Source organism: Microbacterium phoenicis, from assembly GCF_047302325.1.
GTDB lineage: Bacteria > Actinomycetota > Actinomycetes > Actinomycetales > Microbacteriaceae > Microbacterium.
Map to the genome: position 1 here is coordinate 735840 of NZ_CP154849.1, position 18252 is coordinate 754091.

The 18252-nt window shown below is 70.2% G+C and carries 9 protein-coding genes; all 9 read left to right on the plus strand.

The window, feature by feature from the left end:
- The 9 genes from ABCU91_RS03675 to ABCU91_RS03715 all read left to right on the plus strand — a co-directional run bounded on the left by ABCU91_RS03675 (position 1) and on the right by ABCU91_RS03715 (position 18245).
- Positions 1–2298 carry an ATP-binding cassette domain-containing protein gene (locus ABCU91_RS03675; protein WP_413354837.1) on the plus strand — a complete coding sequence of 766 codons (2298 nt, stop codon included), beginning with the start codon at positions 1–3 and terminating at the stop codon, positions 2296–2298.
- 179 nt (positions 2299–2477) lie between these two features.
- Positions 2478–8585: an Ig-like domain-containing protein gene (locus ABCU91_RS03680; protein ID WP_413354838.1), complete on the plus strand. Its 6108-nt coding sequence runs from the start codon at positions 2478–2480 to the stop codon at positions 8583–8585.
- A 27-nt stretch (positions 8586–8612) separates the two neighbouring features.
- Positions 8613–9584: an AAA family ATPase gene (locus tag ABCU91_RS03685; protein ID WP_413354839.1), complete on the plus strand. Its 972-nt coding sequence runs from the start codon at positions 8613–8615 to the stop codon at positions 9582–9584.
- A complete protein-coding gene (locus ABCU91_RS03690; RefSeq protein ID WP_406922903.1) occupies positions 9584–10912 on the plus strand; it encodes a DUF58 domain-containing protein in 1329 nt (442 codons plus the stop codon). Before ABCU91_RS03685 ends, ABCU91_RS03690 begins: the two co-directional genes overlap by 1 nt.
- Entirely contained in the window at positions 10909–13245 is a 2337-nt protein-coding gene (locus ABCU91_RS03695) for a transglutaminaseTgpA domain-containing protein (protein WP_413354840.1), read from the plus strand. Before ABCU91_RS03690 ends, ABCU91_RS03695 begins: the two co-directional genes overlap by 4 nt.
- Positions 13242–14303, plus strand: a complete 1062-nt coding sequence (locus ABCU91_RS03700) for an RDD family protein (protein ID WP_413354841.1) — start codon at positions 13242–13244, stop codon at positions 14301–14303. The genes ABCU91_RS03695 and ABCU91_RS03700 overlap by 4 nt, the downstream gene beginning before the upstream one ends.
- On the plus strand, positions 14300–15121 hold the full coding sequence (locus tag ABCU91_RS03705; protein WP_413354842.1) for a PP2C family protein-serine/threonine phosphatase: 822 nt from the start codon (positions 14300–14302) through the stop codon (positions 15119–15121). Before ABCU91_RS03700 ends, ABCU91_RS03705 begins: the two co-directional genes overlap by 4 nt.
- Positions 15121–16524 (plus strand): FHA domain-containing protein, encoded by a 1404-nt coding sequence (locus tag ABCU91_RS03710; RefSeq protein ID WP_413354843.1) that lies wholly within the window; start codon positions 15121–15123, stop codon positions 16522–16524. The genes ABCU91_RS03705 and ABCU91_RS03710 overlap by 1 nt, the downstream gene beginning before the upstream one ends.
- Entirely contained in the window at positions 16521–18245 is a 1725-nt protein-coding gene (locus ABCU91_RS03715) for a protein kinase domain-containing protein (protein ID WP_413354844.1), read from the plus strand. Before ABCU91_RS03710 ends, ABCU91_RS03715 begins: the two co-directional genes overlap by 4 nt.
- Positions 18246–18252: the final 7 nt, after the last annotated feature.

The following is an 18252-nucleotide window of genomic DNA, read 5'->3' on the forward strand; positions in this document are numbered from 1 at the left end:
GTGGCATCCGACAGTCACGTCGCTGACGCGCACGACGTCATCCGCGTCATCGGCGCGCGGGAGAACAACCTGAAGGACGTCGACGTCGAGATCCCCAAGCGACGCCTGACCGTGTTCACCGGCGTGAGCGGGTCGGGCAAGTCGTCGCTCGTGTTCGGGACGATCGCCGTCGAATCGCAGCGTCTCATCAACGAGACGTACCCGACGTTCGTGCAACAGTTCATGGCTCAGCTGAGCCGTCCCGACGTCGACGGACTCGAGAACATCAGTCCCGCGATCATCGTCGACCAGGAGCGGATGGGAGCCAACGCGCGGTCGACGGTCGGTACCGTGACCGACGCGTATGCGATGCTCCGCCTGCTCTTCAGCAGGCTCGGCCAGCCGCACATCGGATCACCGCAGGCGTTCTCGTTCAACATCCCGTCCGCTCCGGGTGCCGACACCGTCACCGGTGGCATGTGTCCGCGCTGCGAGGGGCTCGGCGAGGTGAGCGACGTCGACCTCGACGAGCTGTTCGACAGCTCGAAGTCCCTCTCCGAAGGAGCGATCACCGTTCCCGGCTACAACGTGGACGGGTGGATGGTGCGGATCTTCACCGAGTCCGGGTTCCTGGATGCCGCGAAGCCGGTCTCCGCCTATTCGGCGGAGGAACGCGCGGACTTCCTTTACAAGGAGCCCACGAAGGTGAAGCTCCAGAACATGAACATGACCTACGAGGGTCTCGTTCCGAAGATCACGAAGTCGTTCCTTCAGAAGGACCGTGAAGCGCTGCAGCCGCACATCCGCGCGTTCGTCGACCGTGCCGTGAAGTTCCTGCCGTGCCCGGAGTGCGGCGGCAGCCGCCTGAACGAGGGCGCGCGCTCCTCGAAAATCGGCGGCGTCGACATCGCCCAGGTCTCGGCGATGCAGATCACCGACCTCTCGGCCTGGCTCGACACCGTCGAGCCGACCTCCATCGGTCCGCTGCTCTCGTCGCTCAAGCGGGTCATCGCCTCGTTCATCGACATCGGCCTCGGCTACCTCTCACTCGATCGCTCCTCCGGCACCCTCTCGGGCGGCGAGGCGCAGCGCACGAAGATGATCCGACACCTCGGCTCGGCGCTGACGGACGTCACCTACGTCTTCGACGAGCCGACGGCGGGACTCCATCCCCACGACATCCAGCGCATGAACGAGCTGCTCCTGTTGCTGCGCGACAAGGGCAACACGGTCCTCGTCGTCGAGCACAAGCCCGAGGTCATCGCGATCGCCGACCACGTCGTCGATCTGGGACCCCAGGCGGGTTCTCGCGGCGGTCGGATCATGTACGAGGGAGATGTCGCGGGTCTCCGCGCCTCCGACACCCTGACCGGGCGGCACCTCGACCACCGCGCCGCGCTGAAGACGAGCACGCGCACCGCGACCGGCTCGCTACCGGTCCGGGGTGCGACGCAGCACAACCTCACCGGCGTCGACGTCGACATCCCGCTCGGGGTGCTGACGGTCGTCACGGGCGTCGCGGGTTCGGGCAAGTCGTCGCTCATCCACGGGAACGTCCCCGCCTTCGACGATGTCGTGGTCGTCGACCAGTCGCCGATCAAGGGATCGCGCCGCTCGAGCCCCGCCACCTACACGGGGGTGCTCGACGGCATCCGCTCTGCGTTCGCCAAGGCCAACGGCGTCAAGCCGTCGCTGTTCAGCGCGAACTCCGAGGGGGCGTGTCCCGCCTGCAAGGGGCTCGGCGTCATCATCACGAACCTCGGCTACACGCAGAGCGTCGAGACGCGCTGCGAAGTGTGCGACGGGTCGGGGTTCAGCGACGCCGTCCTGGAGTACACGCTCGACGGCAGAAACATCGCCGAGGTCCTCGCGATGTCCGCCGAGGAAGCCCACGGGGTCACGACCGGACCGGCGAAGACGACCCTCGCCCGGATGATCGACGTGGGTCTCGGGTACATCACCCTCGGGCAGGCGCTGAACACCCTGTCGGGCGGCGAGCGACAGCGCCTGAAGCTCGCGATCGCCATGGCGAAGAAGGGTGCGGTCTACGTCCTCGACGAGCCGACCACGGGTCTGCACCTCGCCGACGTCGACAATCTGCTCGCCCTGCTCGACCGATTGGTGGATGCCGGCAACTCCGTCATCGTCATCGAGCACCATCAGGCGGTCATGGCCCACGCGGACCACCTCATCGACCTCGGGCCCGGCGCGGGACGGGACGGCGGGCGCATCGTCTTCGAGGGGACGCCGGCGGACCTGGTGAAGACGCGGTCGACGCTGACGGGCGAACACCTGGCCCGGTACGTCGGGGCCGTCTGACGCGGCTCAGCCCCATCGGACGAAGAAGCATAGATGGGGAGAAGTCCCCACGTCACGCGCTCGCCCTCGATTCGTCACTCATTTATCCTTAATGGCGTCCACACCTCGACGCACGCGGCCTGTCCTGCCGAGTGTCGTCGACGCTGCACGCATGTCTGCCTGGGGGAGTCAGAGCGCTCATGATGTCATTCGGCTGGTTGCGATCCCGCCCCAAGACGTTCGCGTCGATCAGTGCGGTGACCGCGGCCGTCGTGGCTGTCAGCGTCCTCGCGCTCACCTACGAGGGTGAGCCGACGACCGAGGTCGACCTCAACGACGGCGGCGTGTGGCTGACCAAGCAGACGAGCCTGCTCGTCGGGCACTTCAACAACGAGTCGCGCATCCTCGACGGCGGTCTCCGCACGCTGTCGGCCGATTACGACATCCAGCAGGCCGGTAACCGCGTCCTCGTCACGGACCAGACCGAGAACACGGCGACGGCGATCGACCCCGCGCGGGTCGTCCTCTCCGACAGTGCCGACCTCGCATCCGGTGCGAAGACCGTCCTCGGCGGACCGACGGTCGCGACGGTCGACGGTGACGGCGGGCTCCGCGCGGCACCTTTCACGTCCATCGCCGCAGTCGGCAAGGAATCGGGCGACCCGATCGCGAAGCTCGGCAAGGGTGCTGTCGTCACCGTCAGCACCGCGGGCATCGTGTACGCCGTCTCTCCCGAGACGGGCAAGCTCTTCGCCTACGCGCCCGGCGCGGACGGCAGCTTCGTGCAGACGGCGGAGCGCGACCTCGAGGGGATCGACAAGGGCGACGAGCTCGCGATCAGCGCGGTCGGCGGCGTGAGTGTCGTCCTCGACCGGACCACGTCGGTGCTCTACTCGAGCGACGGCCTGCAGACGGAGGTCCCGAAAGAGGCGGTGCTCCAGCAGCCGTCCAACGTGACCGACTCCGTCACGCTCGCCACCCCGACGCAGCTGGTGCGTGTCCCGCTCGGCGGCGGGGATGTCGTCGTGAAGGATGCCGAAGGCGGCGGGGGCAACCCGGCCCAGCCCGTCTATGTCGCCGGCTGCGCCTACGGCGCGTGGTCCGGAACGGGCGCATTCATCCGTGACTGCGACGGCGAGGAGAACGACCTCACCAAGACGATCAAGGGCGTCGACGGCAAGAGCGACCTCCGCTTCCGTGTGAACCGCGACGTGGTCGTGCTGAACGACGTCTTCGGCGGCGGCGCGTGGATGGCCAGCGACGCGCTGCAGCAGGTGGACAACTGGGAGGACATCACTCCTCCCGAGGGCGAGGGCGAAGAGGAGGAGGAGACGACCGAGGAGACGATCCAGACGACTCTCCCCGAGCGGAGCGAGCAGAACACGCCGCCCGTGGCCGAGGACGACCGCTACGGCGTTCGTCCGGGCCGCACCACGGTGCTCCCGGTCCTCGAGAACGACCTCGACGCAGACGGCGACGTGCTCGTCGCCAAGGTCGTCACACCGCCGTCGACCGGCAAGGTCATCCCCATCTACAACGGCACCGCCCTCCAGATCGCGATGCCCGAGGACGCGACCGGGACGACGAATTTCACCTACGAGGTCTCGGACGGCCGCGGGGGCAAGGACAGCGCCCGGGTCTCGCTGACGGTGAAGCCGCTCTCCGAGAACTCCCCGCCGGTGCAGAAGCGCAAGACGGCCATCACCGTCGAGACGAACGGCGTCGTGTCGTACAACGTCCTCAGCGACTGGGTCGACCCGGACGGCGACGACATCTTCCTCCAGTCGGTCAGCCCCGACGGCGGCGACGAGGCCGAGTTCACCCCGGACGGTCAGATCACGTACCGGGCGATCGGCGGTACCCAGGGCCGCAAGGACGTCCCGATCTCCGTCTCGGACGGGAGCGACAGCACTGCTGGAGTGGCGCGGTTCGACATCCGTCCTCTCGGCACGACGCTGCCGGTCACGAACGCCGACCACGTCGTGACGCGTCCGGATCGTCCCGTCACGGTGCGCCCGTTGACGAACGACACGAGCACGGGCAGCGAGCAGCTGCGCCTGACCCGCGTGGACGACGTCGAAGGGGGGACGGTCGGCCGCGACTACCCCGACAAGTCGTTCACGTTCCGGTCGTCGAAGGTCGGCACGTACTACGCGACCTACCTCGCATCGGCGGGCCCCAACTCCGCTCCGGGCATCGTCCGCATCGACGTCCTCCCTGAAGAGGATGCCGACGTCGCCCCCATCGCGGTGCGCGACGTCGCACTCCTGCCCGCCGGCGGAGACGTGCTCGTCAATGTGCTCGGCAACGACACGGATCCGCAGGGCGGCATCCTGGTCGTCCAGTCGGTCTCGGTCGACGAGGATGCCGGTGTCGCCGCCGCCGTCCTGGGTCACGAGACCGTGCGCGTCAGCGACCAGGCGTCGCTCGATAAGCAGGTCCGGTTGACCTACACGATCTCCAACGGGGAGCAGTCCGCTCAGGGCGAGATCATCGTCATCCCGGTGCCCGCACCCGAGAAGCTCCGGCCGCCGATCGCCGTCGACGACGAGGTCGTCGTGCGCGCCGGCGACGTCGTGACCATCCCGGTGATGGACAACGACTACAGCCCCAACAACAGCGAGATCCACGTCTCGCCGGACCTCGTCCCCCCGCTCATCGACGAAGCCGACGGCGATCTGTTCGTCTCGGAGGACACGCTGCGCTTCCGCGCCGGGCCCGAAGCGAAGACGGTCAACGCGACCTACGAGGTCGTCGACGAGACCGGTCAACGGGATGCCGGTTACGTCACCATCCGCATCCTGCCCCGCGACGACAAGGCGAACGCCGCTCCGCGTCCGCGTGACGTGACCGTCCGGACCCTCAGCAATTCGGCCGTGACCGTGCCCATCGACCTCAACGGGATCGACGCGGACGGTGACTCGGTCGAGCTCGTGGGGCTCGCGTCGGCGCCGCAGAAGGGACAGGTCTCGGCGATCGAGGCGGATTCCTTCACCTACACGGCGTTCGAGGACTCCGTCGGTGTCGATCGATTCCAGTACCGGGTGCGCGACGCGCTCGGCAAGGAGGCGACCGCGACCGTCGAGGTCGGCATCGCCCCGTCTCCCACCACCAACCAGGCCCCGTACGCGGTGCGCGACTCGATCACCATGCGTCCGGGGCGGACGGTGGCCGTCGACGTGCTGAAGAACGACTCCGACCCCGACGGCGACAAGTTCGGCTTCGCCGAGAACGCCGTCGAGGCTGCGGACGTCCCGGGTCTGAGCGCGAAGGTGTCGGGACAGCAGCTCCTGATCACGGCCCCCGACGAGCCGATGCAGACGAGTGTGCTCTACACGATCGCCGACGAGCGCGGCCTCAGCGCGACGACGTCCGTGCAGGTCACGGTCGATCCCGACGTGCCCCTCGCCCGCCCCATCGCGCGGGACGACCGCGTCCTGCCGGAGCAGGTGCAGGAGGACGGCAGTGCGGTCGTCGACGTGCTCGCGAACGACGACGACCCCGACGGCACGCGTTCCGCGCTGAAGGTGTCGCTCGGCACCGGCGGTGAGGCGGCCCGCGTCGGGTCCGGCGGTCAGGTCAGTCTCGACATCACCGACGAGCGTCAGCTGATCACCTACTTCGTCACCGACGAGGATGACCAGGTCGCCGCGGCCTTCATCCACGTCCCGTCGTTCCAGGACCTGCCCCCGACCCTGATCTCGACGGAGCCCGTCACGGTCAAGAGCGGTGAGACGATCGAGCTTCCGCTGTCCGAGTACGTCCGTGCGTCCGGCGGTGGGAACGTCGTGATCACCGAGGCGGAGAAGGTGGCTGCCGCGCACAGCAACGGTGCGAACCTCGTCAAGGACGAGTCAACGCTGACCTACACCTCGGCGGAGCGCTACTTCGGGTCGGACGCTCTGACCTTCGAGGTCACCGACGGCAACGGTCCCGACGACCCCGAGGGCCGCAAGTCCACCCTCTCCATCCCGATCACGGTGCTCCCGCCCGACAACGTCCCGCCGACCATGACCGGCGCGTCGATCTCGGTGGCGCCGGGTGAGGATCCGACGACGCTCGGCCTGCGAGAGCTGGCCTCCGACCCCGACCCGGGCGACATGGACAAGCTGCAGTTCTCGCTCGCGTCCGAGGCCCCCGGCGGCATCGACGCCTCGATCGACGGGCAGACCCTGCGGGTGTCCGCCCAGGCGGACGTCAAGAAGGGCACCCGCTTCTCACTGACGGTGCGCGCCACCGACGGCCAGACGGAACCCGTCGATGCGAACATCCAGGTGACGGTCACCGCCTCCACGCGCGAGCTCCCGTCGGTGAACGACGACGTCGTGGCCCAGGCCGATCAGGGCGAAACCGTGTCGATCGACGTGCTGAAGAACGACGTCAATCCGTTCCCCGAGAAGCCCCTCGAGATCGTGAACACGCAGATCGAGACGGGCGCGGTGACCTCCGTCGACGTGTCGGGCGGCTCCGTCAGCGTGACCACGGACAAGGACTTCGTCGGCAACGTGGTCGTCCGATACACCGTGCAGGATGCGACGGGCGACGCTGATCGTCGTGTCGACGGCCGCATCCGCATCACGGTCCAGGGGCGTCCCGATGCGCCCGGCAAGCCCACCGTGACGACGGTCGAGAGTCGGACGGTGGTCCTCAGCTGGACGCCGCCGGTCGACAACGGTCGACCGATCGAGAAGTACACCGTGACGTCGACGTCCGGTGGGTACACCCGCGACTGCCCGTCGACGACGTGCACCCTGGACGGGCTCACGAACAACGTCGAGTACAACTTCGTGGTGACGGCGACCAACAGCGTCGGCGAGTCCGAGCCCTCGGTGCCGTCCGAGACCGCCCGGCCCGACGTGCGCCCGGACCAGCCCGCACCGCCGACTCTGAAATTCGGCGACCGCAGCCTCGACGTCAGCTGGACGGTGCCCCGCACGGAGGGCTCGCCGGTCGAGAGCTACACGCTCGAGATCTCGCCCGCGCCGCCGTCCGGCGTCGCGCAGCGGACCGGCGTCACGACGACCCGTACGACGTGGGACGGTCTTCAGAACGGCGTCGAATACCAGGTCCGCGTTCGCGCCCACAACCGCGCACCGGAGCCGTCCGACTTCTCGCAGTGGTCCGCGGGTGAGATCCCCGCGGCCCCACCGGCGACAGCCGGTGCGCCCACGGTGGCGCGCATGGAGCCGGTCGGCAACCGCGCGCAGATGCGCGTCTCCTGGAACCAGCCCGCCGAGAACGGTGACGCGATCTCGGGGTACGAGCTCCGCGTCATCCGCGGCGGCAGCGTCGTCGACACCCTCTCGGTCTCGGCGGGACAGACGAGCCAAGCAGTCGTCGTGGACACATCGGAGACGAATTACACCTACAGCGTCCGAGCCCGGAACAAGGCGGGGTGGGCGGAGTGGAGTGCGCCGTCCGCGCCGCGCCGTGCCTTCACGCCGCCGGGAGCGCCGTCGGGCGTCACCGCCACCGAGGGGGACAACCAGGTCGGTGTCCGCTGGCAGGCCGGTGCGTCCAACGGTGCGAGCGCCAGCGAGATCCAGTACCAGTACAGCGTCAACGGCGGCGGCTGGCGTGCCGACTGGGCCGGCGGTGGGGGTTCGGGCACGTCGGGCACGATCGGCAACGGCGTGGTCCCCAACAACGGGGCCTACACGGTGCAGATCCGTGCCGTGGCGACCGCTGACGGCACGACCTACGAGGGTGCGGCGTCGGCGGCATCCAACCAGGTCCGTCCCTTCGGTCAGATCGGGAACCCGTCCGCCAGCGCCAACCGCGTCGGGGACGGCCAGACGATCCGGATGAGCTGGTCCTCGCCCGCCCCCAACGGGCGGCCGGTCACGACAGAGATCCGCACAGGAGACGGGCGCGGCTGGCGCACGGTCGGCGCGTCGGGCACCGAGGACTATCCGGTCGGCTACAGCGTGACGCGGACCATCGAGGTGCGCACCAGCGCCGCGGGCAGCAACACGACGACGGCACAGGCGAGTGCGAGGACCGTCGATGCGCCGCCGCCGCCGCAACCGCGGGTGTGGGTCACTCAGGGATCCGCCGACGGGAACTGCGTCAACGGATGCCGCCGCTACAACGTCCACTGGGAGAACCTCGACATCGGAACGCGCACCGTCACGTGCGTGAGTGATAACGACGGTCCCTTCTCGAGCTACGGACGGATCAACTTCAACGGCTCGGGCAGCCAGGAACTGACCTGCCACGTGGGGCGCGACGGTCAGAACGTCTGGGTCGATATCCAAGGCTGGGGCGGCTCCGTCGACACCGAGAAAACCTTCTGGCCACGGCCGTGAACACCTTCGAGAGCAAGGACTGAACGAATGAGCATGACCCCTGAACAGGCGGCCTGGTTCCGCGACACGTTCACGCGCCTCGTCGACAACGTCGACCAGGCTCTGATGGGCAAGCGCGAGGTGGTCGGCCTCGTGCTGGCCGCGATGCTCGCCGAGGGCCACGTCCTCCTCGAGGACGCTCCGGGCACGGGAAAGACGAGCCTCGCGAAGGCGCTTGCCGCGAGCGTGCAGGGCACGTCCACCCGCATCCAGTTCACGCCCGACCTGCTGCCCTCCGACGTGACCGGTGTCACGATCTACGACCAGCAGAACCACAAGTTCGAGTTCCACAAGGGACCCGTTTTCTCGTCGATCGTCCTCGCCGACGAGATCAACCGTGCCTCGCCGAAGACGCAGTCGGCCCTCCTCGAGGTCATGGAGGAGTCGCGGGTCACCGTCGACGGCGTGCCGCACGAGGTGGGCCGCCCGTTCCTCGTCATCGCGACGCAGAACCCGATCGAGCAGGCCGGTACCTACAAGCTGCCCGAGGCCCAGCTCGACCGCTTCATGATCAAGACGTCGATCGGCTACCCCTCGCTCGCCGTCGCCGAGCGCATCCTGGCAGGCGACGTCGAGCGCAACTCGTCCGGCAAGCTGAGCCCCGTCATCACGACGAAGGCCGTCGCCGACATGGCGGACCTCGCGGCGACCGTCCACGTCGACCCCGCCGTCGCACGCTACGCGGCGCAGCTGGTCGAAGCGACGCGCGAGTCGGATGCCACAAAGCTCGGCGTCTCGGTGCGTGGCGCGATCTCGATGATGCGCATCGCGCGCGTGGTCGCGGCATCCCAGGGTCGTCACTACGTCATCCCCGATGACGTCAAGGCGCTCGCCGCGCCGGTGTGGACCCACCGCCTCGTCCTCGACCCCGAGGCCGAGTTCTCGGGCACGACGTCGGAGTCCGTCATCGAGCGCGCTCTCACGCAGGTCGAGGCGCCTCTCGCGAGGGCGTCGGCCTGATGACGATGACGCCGGAGACGGTCGCCGCGCCGGACGCGCCCGGCCCCTCCGGCGCGCCCGCAGACGCCGTCGAGGATGCTCCCGCCCTCTCTGCGCGTCAGGCGACGCGCAGAGAGAAGTTCCGAGAGGATGCCGCGGTCTGGGCGCGCCGCGCCGGCGCGCGGATCGCCGTCGTCGCCGGCGTCATCCAGGTCACCGGCTGGGTGGTCATCGCCGTGGCGATCGTCCTGTGGATCGCTGCGCTCACGCTCGGGTGGCAGGAGGCGTTCGTCGCGGCCATCGTGGCGACCGTCCTCGCCCTCCTGTGCGTGGGCTTCCTGTTCGGTCGGACGGCGTACGACGTGGACCTCGACCTCACGCGCACCCGCGTCGTGGTGGGGGAGCGGGCCGTCGGTGCGCTGAAGCTGGCGAACCGCACCTCCCGCGCCCTGCTTCCCTCCGAGATCGTCCTGCCGGTCGGGTCCGGGCGGGGGGTGTTCCAGGTGCCCCGTCTGCAGGCGGGCGAGGAGCACGAGGAGCTGTTCGCGATCCCCACGACCCACCGGGCGGTCCTCTCCGTCGGGCCCGTCAGCGTGCTGCGCGGCGACCCGCTGGGCCTGTTCGAGCGCACCCACGACCGGCGCCAGGCCGTCGACCTGTTCGTGCACCCGCGCACGCTCCCGCTCGAGGGACTCTCGCTCGGTCTGATGCGCGACCTCGAGGGGCTGCCCGACCAGCACCTGGCCCGCGACGACGTGTCGTTCCACGCGCTCCGCGACTATCAGCCGGGCGATGACCTCCGACACGTCCACTGGAAGTCCACGGCGCGCACCGGCACCCTCATGGTCCGCGAGTACGAGCAGACGCGCCGGTCGCACTTCGTCGTCGCGCTGTCGACTCATCCCGGCGAGTACCGGGATGCCGACGAGTTCGAGACGGCGATCTCGGTCACCGGGTCGGTGGGACTCCGGGCGCTCCGCGATTCGCGCTCCCTCGACGTCCGCACGTCCGAGGGCAAGATCCGGGCCGAGACGGGCCGTCGCTTCCTCGACTCGCTCTCGGCCCTCGAGACGACGAAGCCCCGCGACGGCGGGATCGTCGCGCTCGCCGGCATCCTGGCCGCTCATTCGCCGGATGCCGCCGTCGCCGTCCTCATCTGCGGGTCCACGGTCGACGCGGGTCAGATCCGGTTGGCGTGCTCCCGCGTACCGTTCGGAGTGCGCACCATCGCGGTCATCGCGGACAGCCGCCTCGAATCCCCCGCGCTGCGTCGCGTGGGCGACGCCGACGTCGTCGCTCTCGGGCACCTCGACCAGCTCCCGAACGCCCTCCGCAAGGTACTCTCGTGAACCGTCTCGCCTTCCTGATGCTGCCGGGCATGACCTGGCGCCGTGTCGTCGCGGATGTCGGCGCCGTGATCCTCCTCCTGACGGTGGGCATCATCGGCTTCGCCGCCACCTTCGACGGCGCGACGTACCTGGTCGCGGCGATCGGTGCGCTCCTGCTGGGTCTCGTGCTCGCGTGGGTCGGGGCGCGCTGGCGCTGGGGGGTCCTCACCCTCACGGGTGCGACGATCGCGGTGTACTTCCTCTTCGGCGGCGCGCTCGCCCTGCCTCACACGACGTTCCTCGGAGTCATCCCGACGCTCGAGACCTGGCGCCAGCTCGCGGTCGGCGTCGTGACGTCGTGGAAGGACCTGCTCACCACGGTCCCGCCGGTGGACCCGGGCGACGGGCACCTGATCGTGCCGTTCCTCCTGACGCTCGTCGCGTCGGTGTTGGCGGCATCGCTGGCGCTCCGACTGCGGCGTGCGGCGTGGGCGCTGATCCCCGCCTCCCTCTACATCGCGGGTGAGATCCTCCTCGGCACGGCTCAGACCGTCGCTCCGATCGTGCAGGGCGTGATCTTCGCCGTCGTCGCCGTCGTCTGGCTCGCGCTGCGCACGATGTGGAGCCCCGAGCGCACCGCTGTCGAAGCGGCGACGCCGGGAGCGGATGCCTCGCGCGCCGCACGACTGCGTCGCCTCATCTCGGGTGGCGTCGTCCTCGCTCTGGCCACCGGCGCGGGCGCCGCGGTGGCGGCGACCGCCGCACCCCCCACGCAGCGGTACATCCTGCGGGACTTCGTCGTCCCGCCCTTCGATATCCACGACTACGCGAGCCCGCTGCAGGCCTGGCGCAAATACGTCCGCGACTACACGACCGATCCGCTGTTCACCGTCACCGGGCTTCCGGAGGACGGCCGCGTTCGCCTCGCGACGATGGACTCCTACGACGGCATCGTCTACAACGTCGCCGAGGACGGCGCGGGTTCGTCGAGCGCGTTCACCTCCATCCGCTCCAACATGTCGCCGCAGGCGGAGGGGACCGAGACGAAGGTGCGCGTCGACATCGAGAACCTCTCCGGTGTCTGGCTGCCGACGGTCGGTTCCGCTCGCGAGTTCGATTTCGTCGGGACGCGCGCGACCGACCTCCGTCGTGGTGCGCACTTCAACGACGGCACCGGGACGGCCGTGACCACCTCGGGCGTCCGATCGGGTGACGCGTACACGATCGACACGATCGTTCCCCCGGTCGTCAAGGATGAGCAGCTCTCGGAGACCCCCTTCGCGTCGCTGAAGATGCCCAAGCAGGCCGGCATCCCGCAGGCGCTCAGCGAGATCGCCTCGGACGCCACAGAGGATGCCGAGACGCCGATCGACCGGGCGCGGGCGCTCGAGACCTATCTCCAGACCGACGGCTACTTCAGCCACGGTCTCGCGAGCGACGTCTACTCGCCCTCCGGTCACGGTGCGGCGCGCATCTCGATGCTCGTCTCGAACGAGCAGATGATCGGCGACGACGAGCAGTACGCCGTCGCCATGGCCCTCATGGCGACGCAGCTCGGCATGCCGGCGCGCGTCGTCATGGGCTGGCACCCCGACCAGGACGAGAAGGATGCCGGTGGCGTCTTCACCGCGACCGGCGAGAACGTCCACGCGTGGGTGGAGATCGCGTTCGAGGGTGTCGGCTGGGTGCCGTTCGACCCGACCCCCGACGAAGACAACGAGCCGAGCCAGCAGAACACCAAGCCGCGAGCGAACCCCAAGCCGCAGGTGCTGCAGCCGCCGCCGCCCGCTCAGGAGCCCGCGGAGCTTCCGCCGGCACTGGCCGAGGAGCGCGATCAGGACGAGCAGCCCGACTCCGGTCTCGGGTGGCTGGGGCCCGTGCTGCTGTGGACGGCGGCCGGTCTGGGCGGCATCCTCCTGCTCCTGTCGCCCTTCCTCGTGATCGGTGGGATCAAAGCCGCGCGGCGTACGCGCCGCCTGCACGCGGAGCGCACTGCGGATCGCGTGTCGGGCGGGTGGGACGAACTCGTCGACCGCGCCGTCGACTACCGCATCAGCGTCCCGCCGGGGTCCACGCGAGCCGAGAGCGCGGTCGTCGTCGGCGAGTCGTTCGACGGTGCCCGCGTCGCGACCCTCGCGCAGCAGGCCGACGCCGACGTCTACGGTCCCGGCGATCCCAGCCCCGAGGACGTCGACGCGTTCTGGCGCGAGGTCGACGAGATCGTCGCAGGCATGGCCGGCGGAGCGACGTTCTGGCAGCGCCTGCGAGCGCGGCTGAGTCTTCGATCGCTGCGACGCGACCGGACGAATCTGTGGTCGGGTCTTTCGACGATGGTCCGGGCGCGACGACGATGACCGAGCGTCACCCGGCGACGATGCTCCACCGCATCCTCGCCGTCGTCATCGATTCCGTGATCGCGGGAGTCGTCGTTGCGCTCGTCTCGGGTGTGGTCGTGACCGCGTCGGTCCTCACGGGTAGCGCCGTGCCGGTTCTCGTCCTGGTCCCTGCGGTCATCGTCGCCGCGATCGTCTGGTTCCTGATCCACACGGCGCTCCAGGGTCGACGCGGATCGCTCGGCATGAGGTTCATGGGTCTCGCGCTCGCGCACTCTGCGGACGACGCCGCCCTCGGTTTCGGACGTGCACTCGGGCGCAACCTGATCTGGGGGCTGACCGGCAGCGTCCTCGTCGGGCTGTTCTCGCCCCTGTTCGACCCCTCGCGGTGGCGACGCGGGTGGCACGACATCGCGTCCGGTGCCGTCGTGGTCGACGTCAGCCGCGTCGAACGGCCCGACCGGGTGCAGGCGGCGCCGGCCTCCCCTTCGGCCGCCGACCTCGCCCCTGCCCCCGCCCCTGCCCTGGCACTGTCGCCGGAGCCTGTGCTCGCGGCGGCGCCCGCCCCGGTCGTCGCTCCCGCACCCGCGGCGCCCGTGCTGCAGGGTGCTGCCCTGCCGGCACCCGCGTGGGCCCCGGCATCCCCTCCGGCGAACCGGCGCATCCCTCGGACGCTGCCGGTCGACGTCATCTCGACCGTTCCCGGGGTTCCCCACCGCGACGGGAAGCCCGATGCGGTGGAGCACGCGGCTCCGCCGGTCATCGCGATCCTCCGCTGGGATGACGGCACCCGCCACAACGTCTACGAGCCGAGCCTGTTCGGCCGCGGCCCCGGACAGCAGGAGGGACGTCGCAGCGTCGCCGTGCGCGATGAGACGCTCTCGATGTCCAAGACCCACTTCGAGGTGGGTGTCGACGCCACGGGAACGTGGATCGTCGACCGGCACTCCCTCAACGGCGTCGTGATCGTCCGCGGCGGTCAGCCGCAGCGGCTCGCGCCCGGAGAACCCGCGCGCATCTGGTCGGGCGACGTCCTCGAACTCGGCGACCGGAGCTTGACGGTGGAGAGCGCCCGATGATCGCGATCGACGTGGAGATCGGTGCGGCGACGCATCCGGGCCTGCGACGACGCGTCAACGAGGACTCGCATCTGGCGGAGTACCCGCTGTTCCTCGTCGCCGACGGCATGGGCGGTCACGATGCGGGAGCAGCAGCGAGCTCCGCCGTCGTCACCGAGTTCCGCGCCCTCGTCGGCCGCGACTCCGTCGGCATCGAGGAGATGCGGGACGCCCTCGCCCGGGCACGTGCCGCCGTACTCCGGATCAGCCATGAGGGGCGTGCGGCCGGCACGACCCTCACCGGCGTCGCGGTCACCGAGGTCGGCGGGCACGGCTACTGGCTCACGATCAACGTGGGCGATTCGCGCACCTACCGGTACGCGGAGAGTGAGCTCGAGCAGATCAGCGTCGATCATTCCGTCGTCCAGGAACTCATCGACGCGGGCGAGCTGACCGGCGAAGCGGCAGGCCGCGATTCGCGGCGCAACGAGATCACCCGCGCGATCGGCGCCGGCAGCGGCGGTGAGGCCGACTTCTGGCTCGTCGCGGCCGAACCGGGAGACCGCATGCTCATCTGCTCGGACGGGCTGTCGGGCGAGGTTCCCGAAGAGCGCATCAGCGGCATCCTGCGAGATGTGAGCGACCCCGGCGAAGCGGCGACCCGCCTCGTTCACGAGGCGATGCTCCACGGCGGTCGCGACAACATCACGGCTGTCGTGGTCGATGCCGTCCGCGTGTCAGGGCAGGATGATGATGCGTACGACACGTCGCCCGCGGGCCGCGTGTCGCACGCCGACGAGGACACACGGCCGCGTGCAGCGGCAGGAGGAGACGCCTGATGCGCTCTGTGCGATACCGGCCTGACGGCAACGCCGAGGCGTGGCGTGCTGCCGTGACCGGATCCGCGCTCGCCGTGCTGCCGCCGGCGGTCACCCCGCACGCGGTCGAGGGCGTCTGGCGTCGCCTGGACGGCGGGGGCATCGGTGCCGTCCTCGAGTCCCTGACCGGCGCGTTCGGGACGTCGCTCGCGGCGATCCCGCCCTTCGGTCTCGCCGTCGCCGAGGGCGATGGCGTCCGGGTCGCCGTCCGAGGTCCGGTCACGCTCGTCGTCGAGACCGCGGACGGCATCGACGCGATCTCGGGCGACGGCGTCGCCACCTGGACCGAACGGTTCCTCGCCGGGGTCGTGCGCGTGAGCGTCGACCTCGGGACGGGGACGGATGCCGACATGCTGCCGATCGAATCGGGAGTCGTCCCTGCGGCCGAGGTCGTCTTCGACCTGGCTGGCGGCGATGCTCCGACGCCCGCCGTCGCCGTCGCACGGGCTGTGTCTGCCCCGGCCGCGGCGCCCGCGCCCGAGCCCGAGGTAGAGCCGGAGCCCGAGGTAGAGCCGGAGCCGGCCGTCGAGCCTGCGCCCGCTGCGGACCCTGCGCCGGCTGCGGAGCCGGAGCCCGCGGCGGAGGCGGAATCCCCGAGCGATCTCGGCGAGACCATCGCCTCACCCCGGAGCCGTGCGAAGGAACCCACCCCTGAGCCCGCGACCCCCGGCCTCGTCACCGGTGTGCCGCCCCTGCACACCCTCGGCGGATCGCCGGTGTCCACTCCGGGCGGGGCCGCGCCCCACAGCATGGCGACCTCCTCCGAGACCGTCTCCGGCATCGACGACGACCCCGAGCTCGGCGCGACGGTCGCGAGCCCACGCACCGCGGCCAAGGGAACGACGCCGGTGCCCGCTCTCCCGCCCTTCGTGCCGCCTGTGCCGCCGCTGCCGCCGGACGTGGCGGGCGGCGCGCAGTTGGGCGATCACGACGGCGCCACGGTGTCGGTCGCCGAGGCCCGCGCGATGCGCGCGGCATCCACGTCCTACGACTCGATCGAGGACGTCCCGCCGCGCAGCCCCTCCCGCGGACGCATCCGCCTCGCCGACGGGCGGGTCGTCGAGCTGGAGCGCACGGTCATCATCGGACGCCGTCCCCGCTCCACCCGGCCGGCCGAGAACGACCTGCCCACGCTGGTCGCCGTCGACGGGCCGCAGCACGACATCTCGCGCAACCACGTCGAGATCCGCGCCGAGGGCGAGCACGTGCTCGCCGTCGATCTCGCGAGCACCAACGGCACCGTGCTCCTCCGCGGCGGTCACGACCCCGTCCGACTCCACCCCAACGAGCCGACCATGGTGATCGACGCCGACGTGCTCGATCTCGGTGACGGCGTCACCCTCACCTTCGAGGACCTTCCGTGAGCTCCAAGCGCGCCCCTGCGCCGCCGCCCCAACTGCCCGGCTTCTCGTACGTCCAGGTCCTCGGGTCGGGGGGCTTCGCCGACGTCTACCTATACGAGCAGGCGCTGCCGCGGCGCCGGGTCGCGGTCAAGGTCCTCCTCGCCGACAAGATGACCAGCGGCGTCGCCGAGCAGTTCCAGGCCGAGGCCAACGTCATGGCGATGCTGTCGACGCATCCCGCCATCGTCACGATCTACCAGGCCGGTGTGTCGGACGACGGTCGCTCCTACCTGGTCATGGAGTACTGCTCCAAGCCGAATCTGCAGGTGCGTGCCCGGTCGGCGCCCATCTCCGTCGCGGAGTCGCTGCGTGTCGGCATCCAGGTCGCCGCAGCCGTCGAGACGGCGCACCGTGCCGGCATCCTCCACCGCGACATCAAGCCGGCGAACATCCTCGTCACGGAGTACAACCGTCCCGCGCTCACCGACTTCGGCATCGCGACGACGGCGGAGGCCACCGATCCGTCAGCCGGGATGTCGATCCCGTGGTCCCCGCCGGAGTCGTTCGCCGACAGCCCCGACTTCACCGTGCAGTCCGATGTCTGGGCTCTGGGCGCGACCGTCTACAACCTGCTCGCGGGTCGGTCGCCGTTCGAGGTGCCCGGAGGGCGCAACGGCGGCGCGGACCTGATCCGCCGCATCGAGTCGGAGCCGCTCGCGCGCCTCGAGCGCGCGGATGTGCCGGCGTCCCTGTTCCAGGTGCTCGAACGCTCCATGTCGAAGCGGCCGGGCGACAGGTACGAATCCGCCGTCGCCTTCGCGCGCGATCTGCAGAAGGTGCAGATCGAGCTGGCTCACTCCGTCACCCCGATCGACATCCTCGACGACGCTCCGCCCATCGAGGACGAGGAGGAGGACGGCGAACTCACCCGCGTCCGCGGCATCGTCAGCATCGATCCGCACACGTCGCCCGCCGCGGGGCCCACGTGGGAGCGTTCTGCTCTCGCCGGCGGGCTCGGCACGGGGGTGGATGCCACGGCTCGCCGGGACACATCGGGCTGGGCACCCGTCGACACGGGCACGAACACCGGCTCCGATGCGACCATGCTGCGCCCGCCGACGGCCATCCCGCCGTCGGCCCCGGTGACCACCGCGGCGGACGAGGGCACGATCGTGCGGGGGCCCCGGCGCATCCCCGCTGCCACGGCGCCGACGTCGCCTCTTCCGCCGTCCGCGACGACCGGTGCCCCGCAGACGACATCTCCGCAGGACACGGCACCGCAGGACACGGCACCGCCGACGGCTGCTCCGGCCCCGTCCCGCAGAGGTCTGTGGATCGGGCTGATCGCCGCCGCTGTCGTCGCCATCGTCGTGGTGGGAGCCGTCGTCGTCGCGTCCCTCCTGACGCCCCCGGTCGACGAGGCGGCACCCGAGACCTCGCCCTCGGCGGCGCCGATCCCGCAGGATCCCGTGTCGGAGTTCATCGCGCCGCCGACCGAGGGCGAGAGTTCCGTGTCGGGCGACAAGGCGACGTTCCGCTGGATCAATCCCGATCCGCAGGAGGGCGACACCTACCTGTGGCAGCAGGTCCGTCTCGACGGTGGCGAGGCGACCGCGGCGAACGTGCGGGAGACGAGCGTCACCGTCTCGCTGGGCACGGACACGCAGCTCTGCATCGACGTCAGCGTGCGCCGTGAGGACGGCTCGACGAGCGACCCGCTCCGCATCTGCGCGACGTCCTGAGCGATCG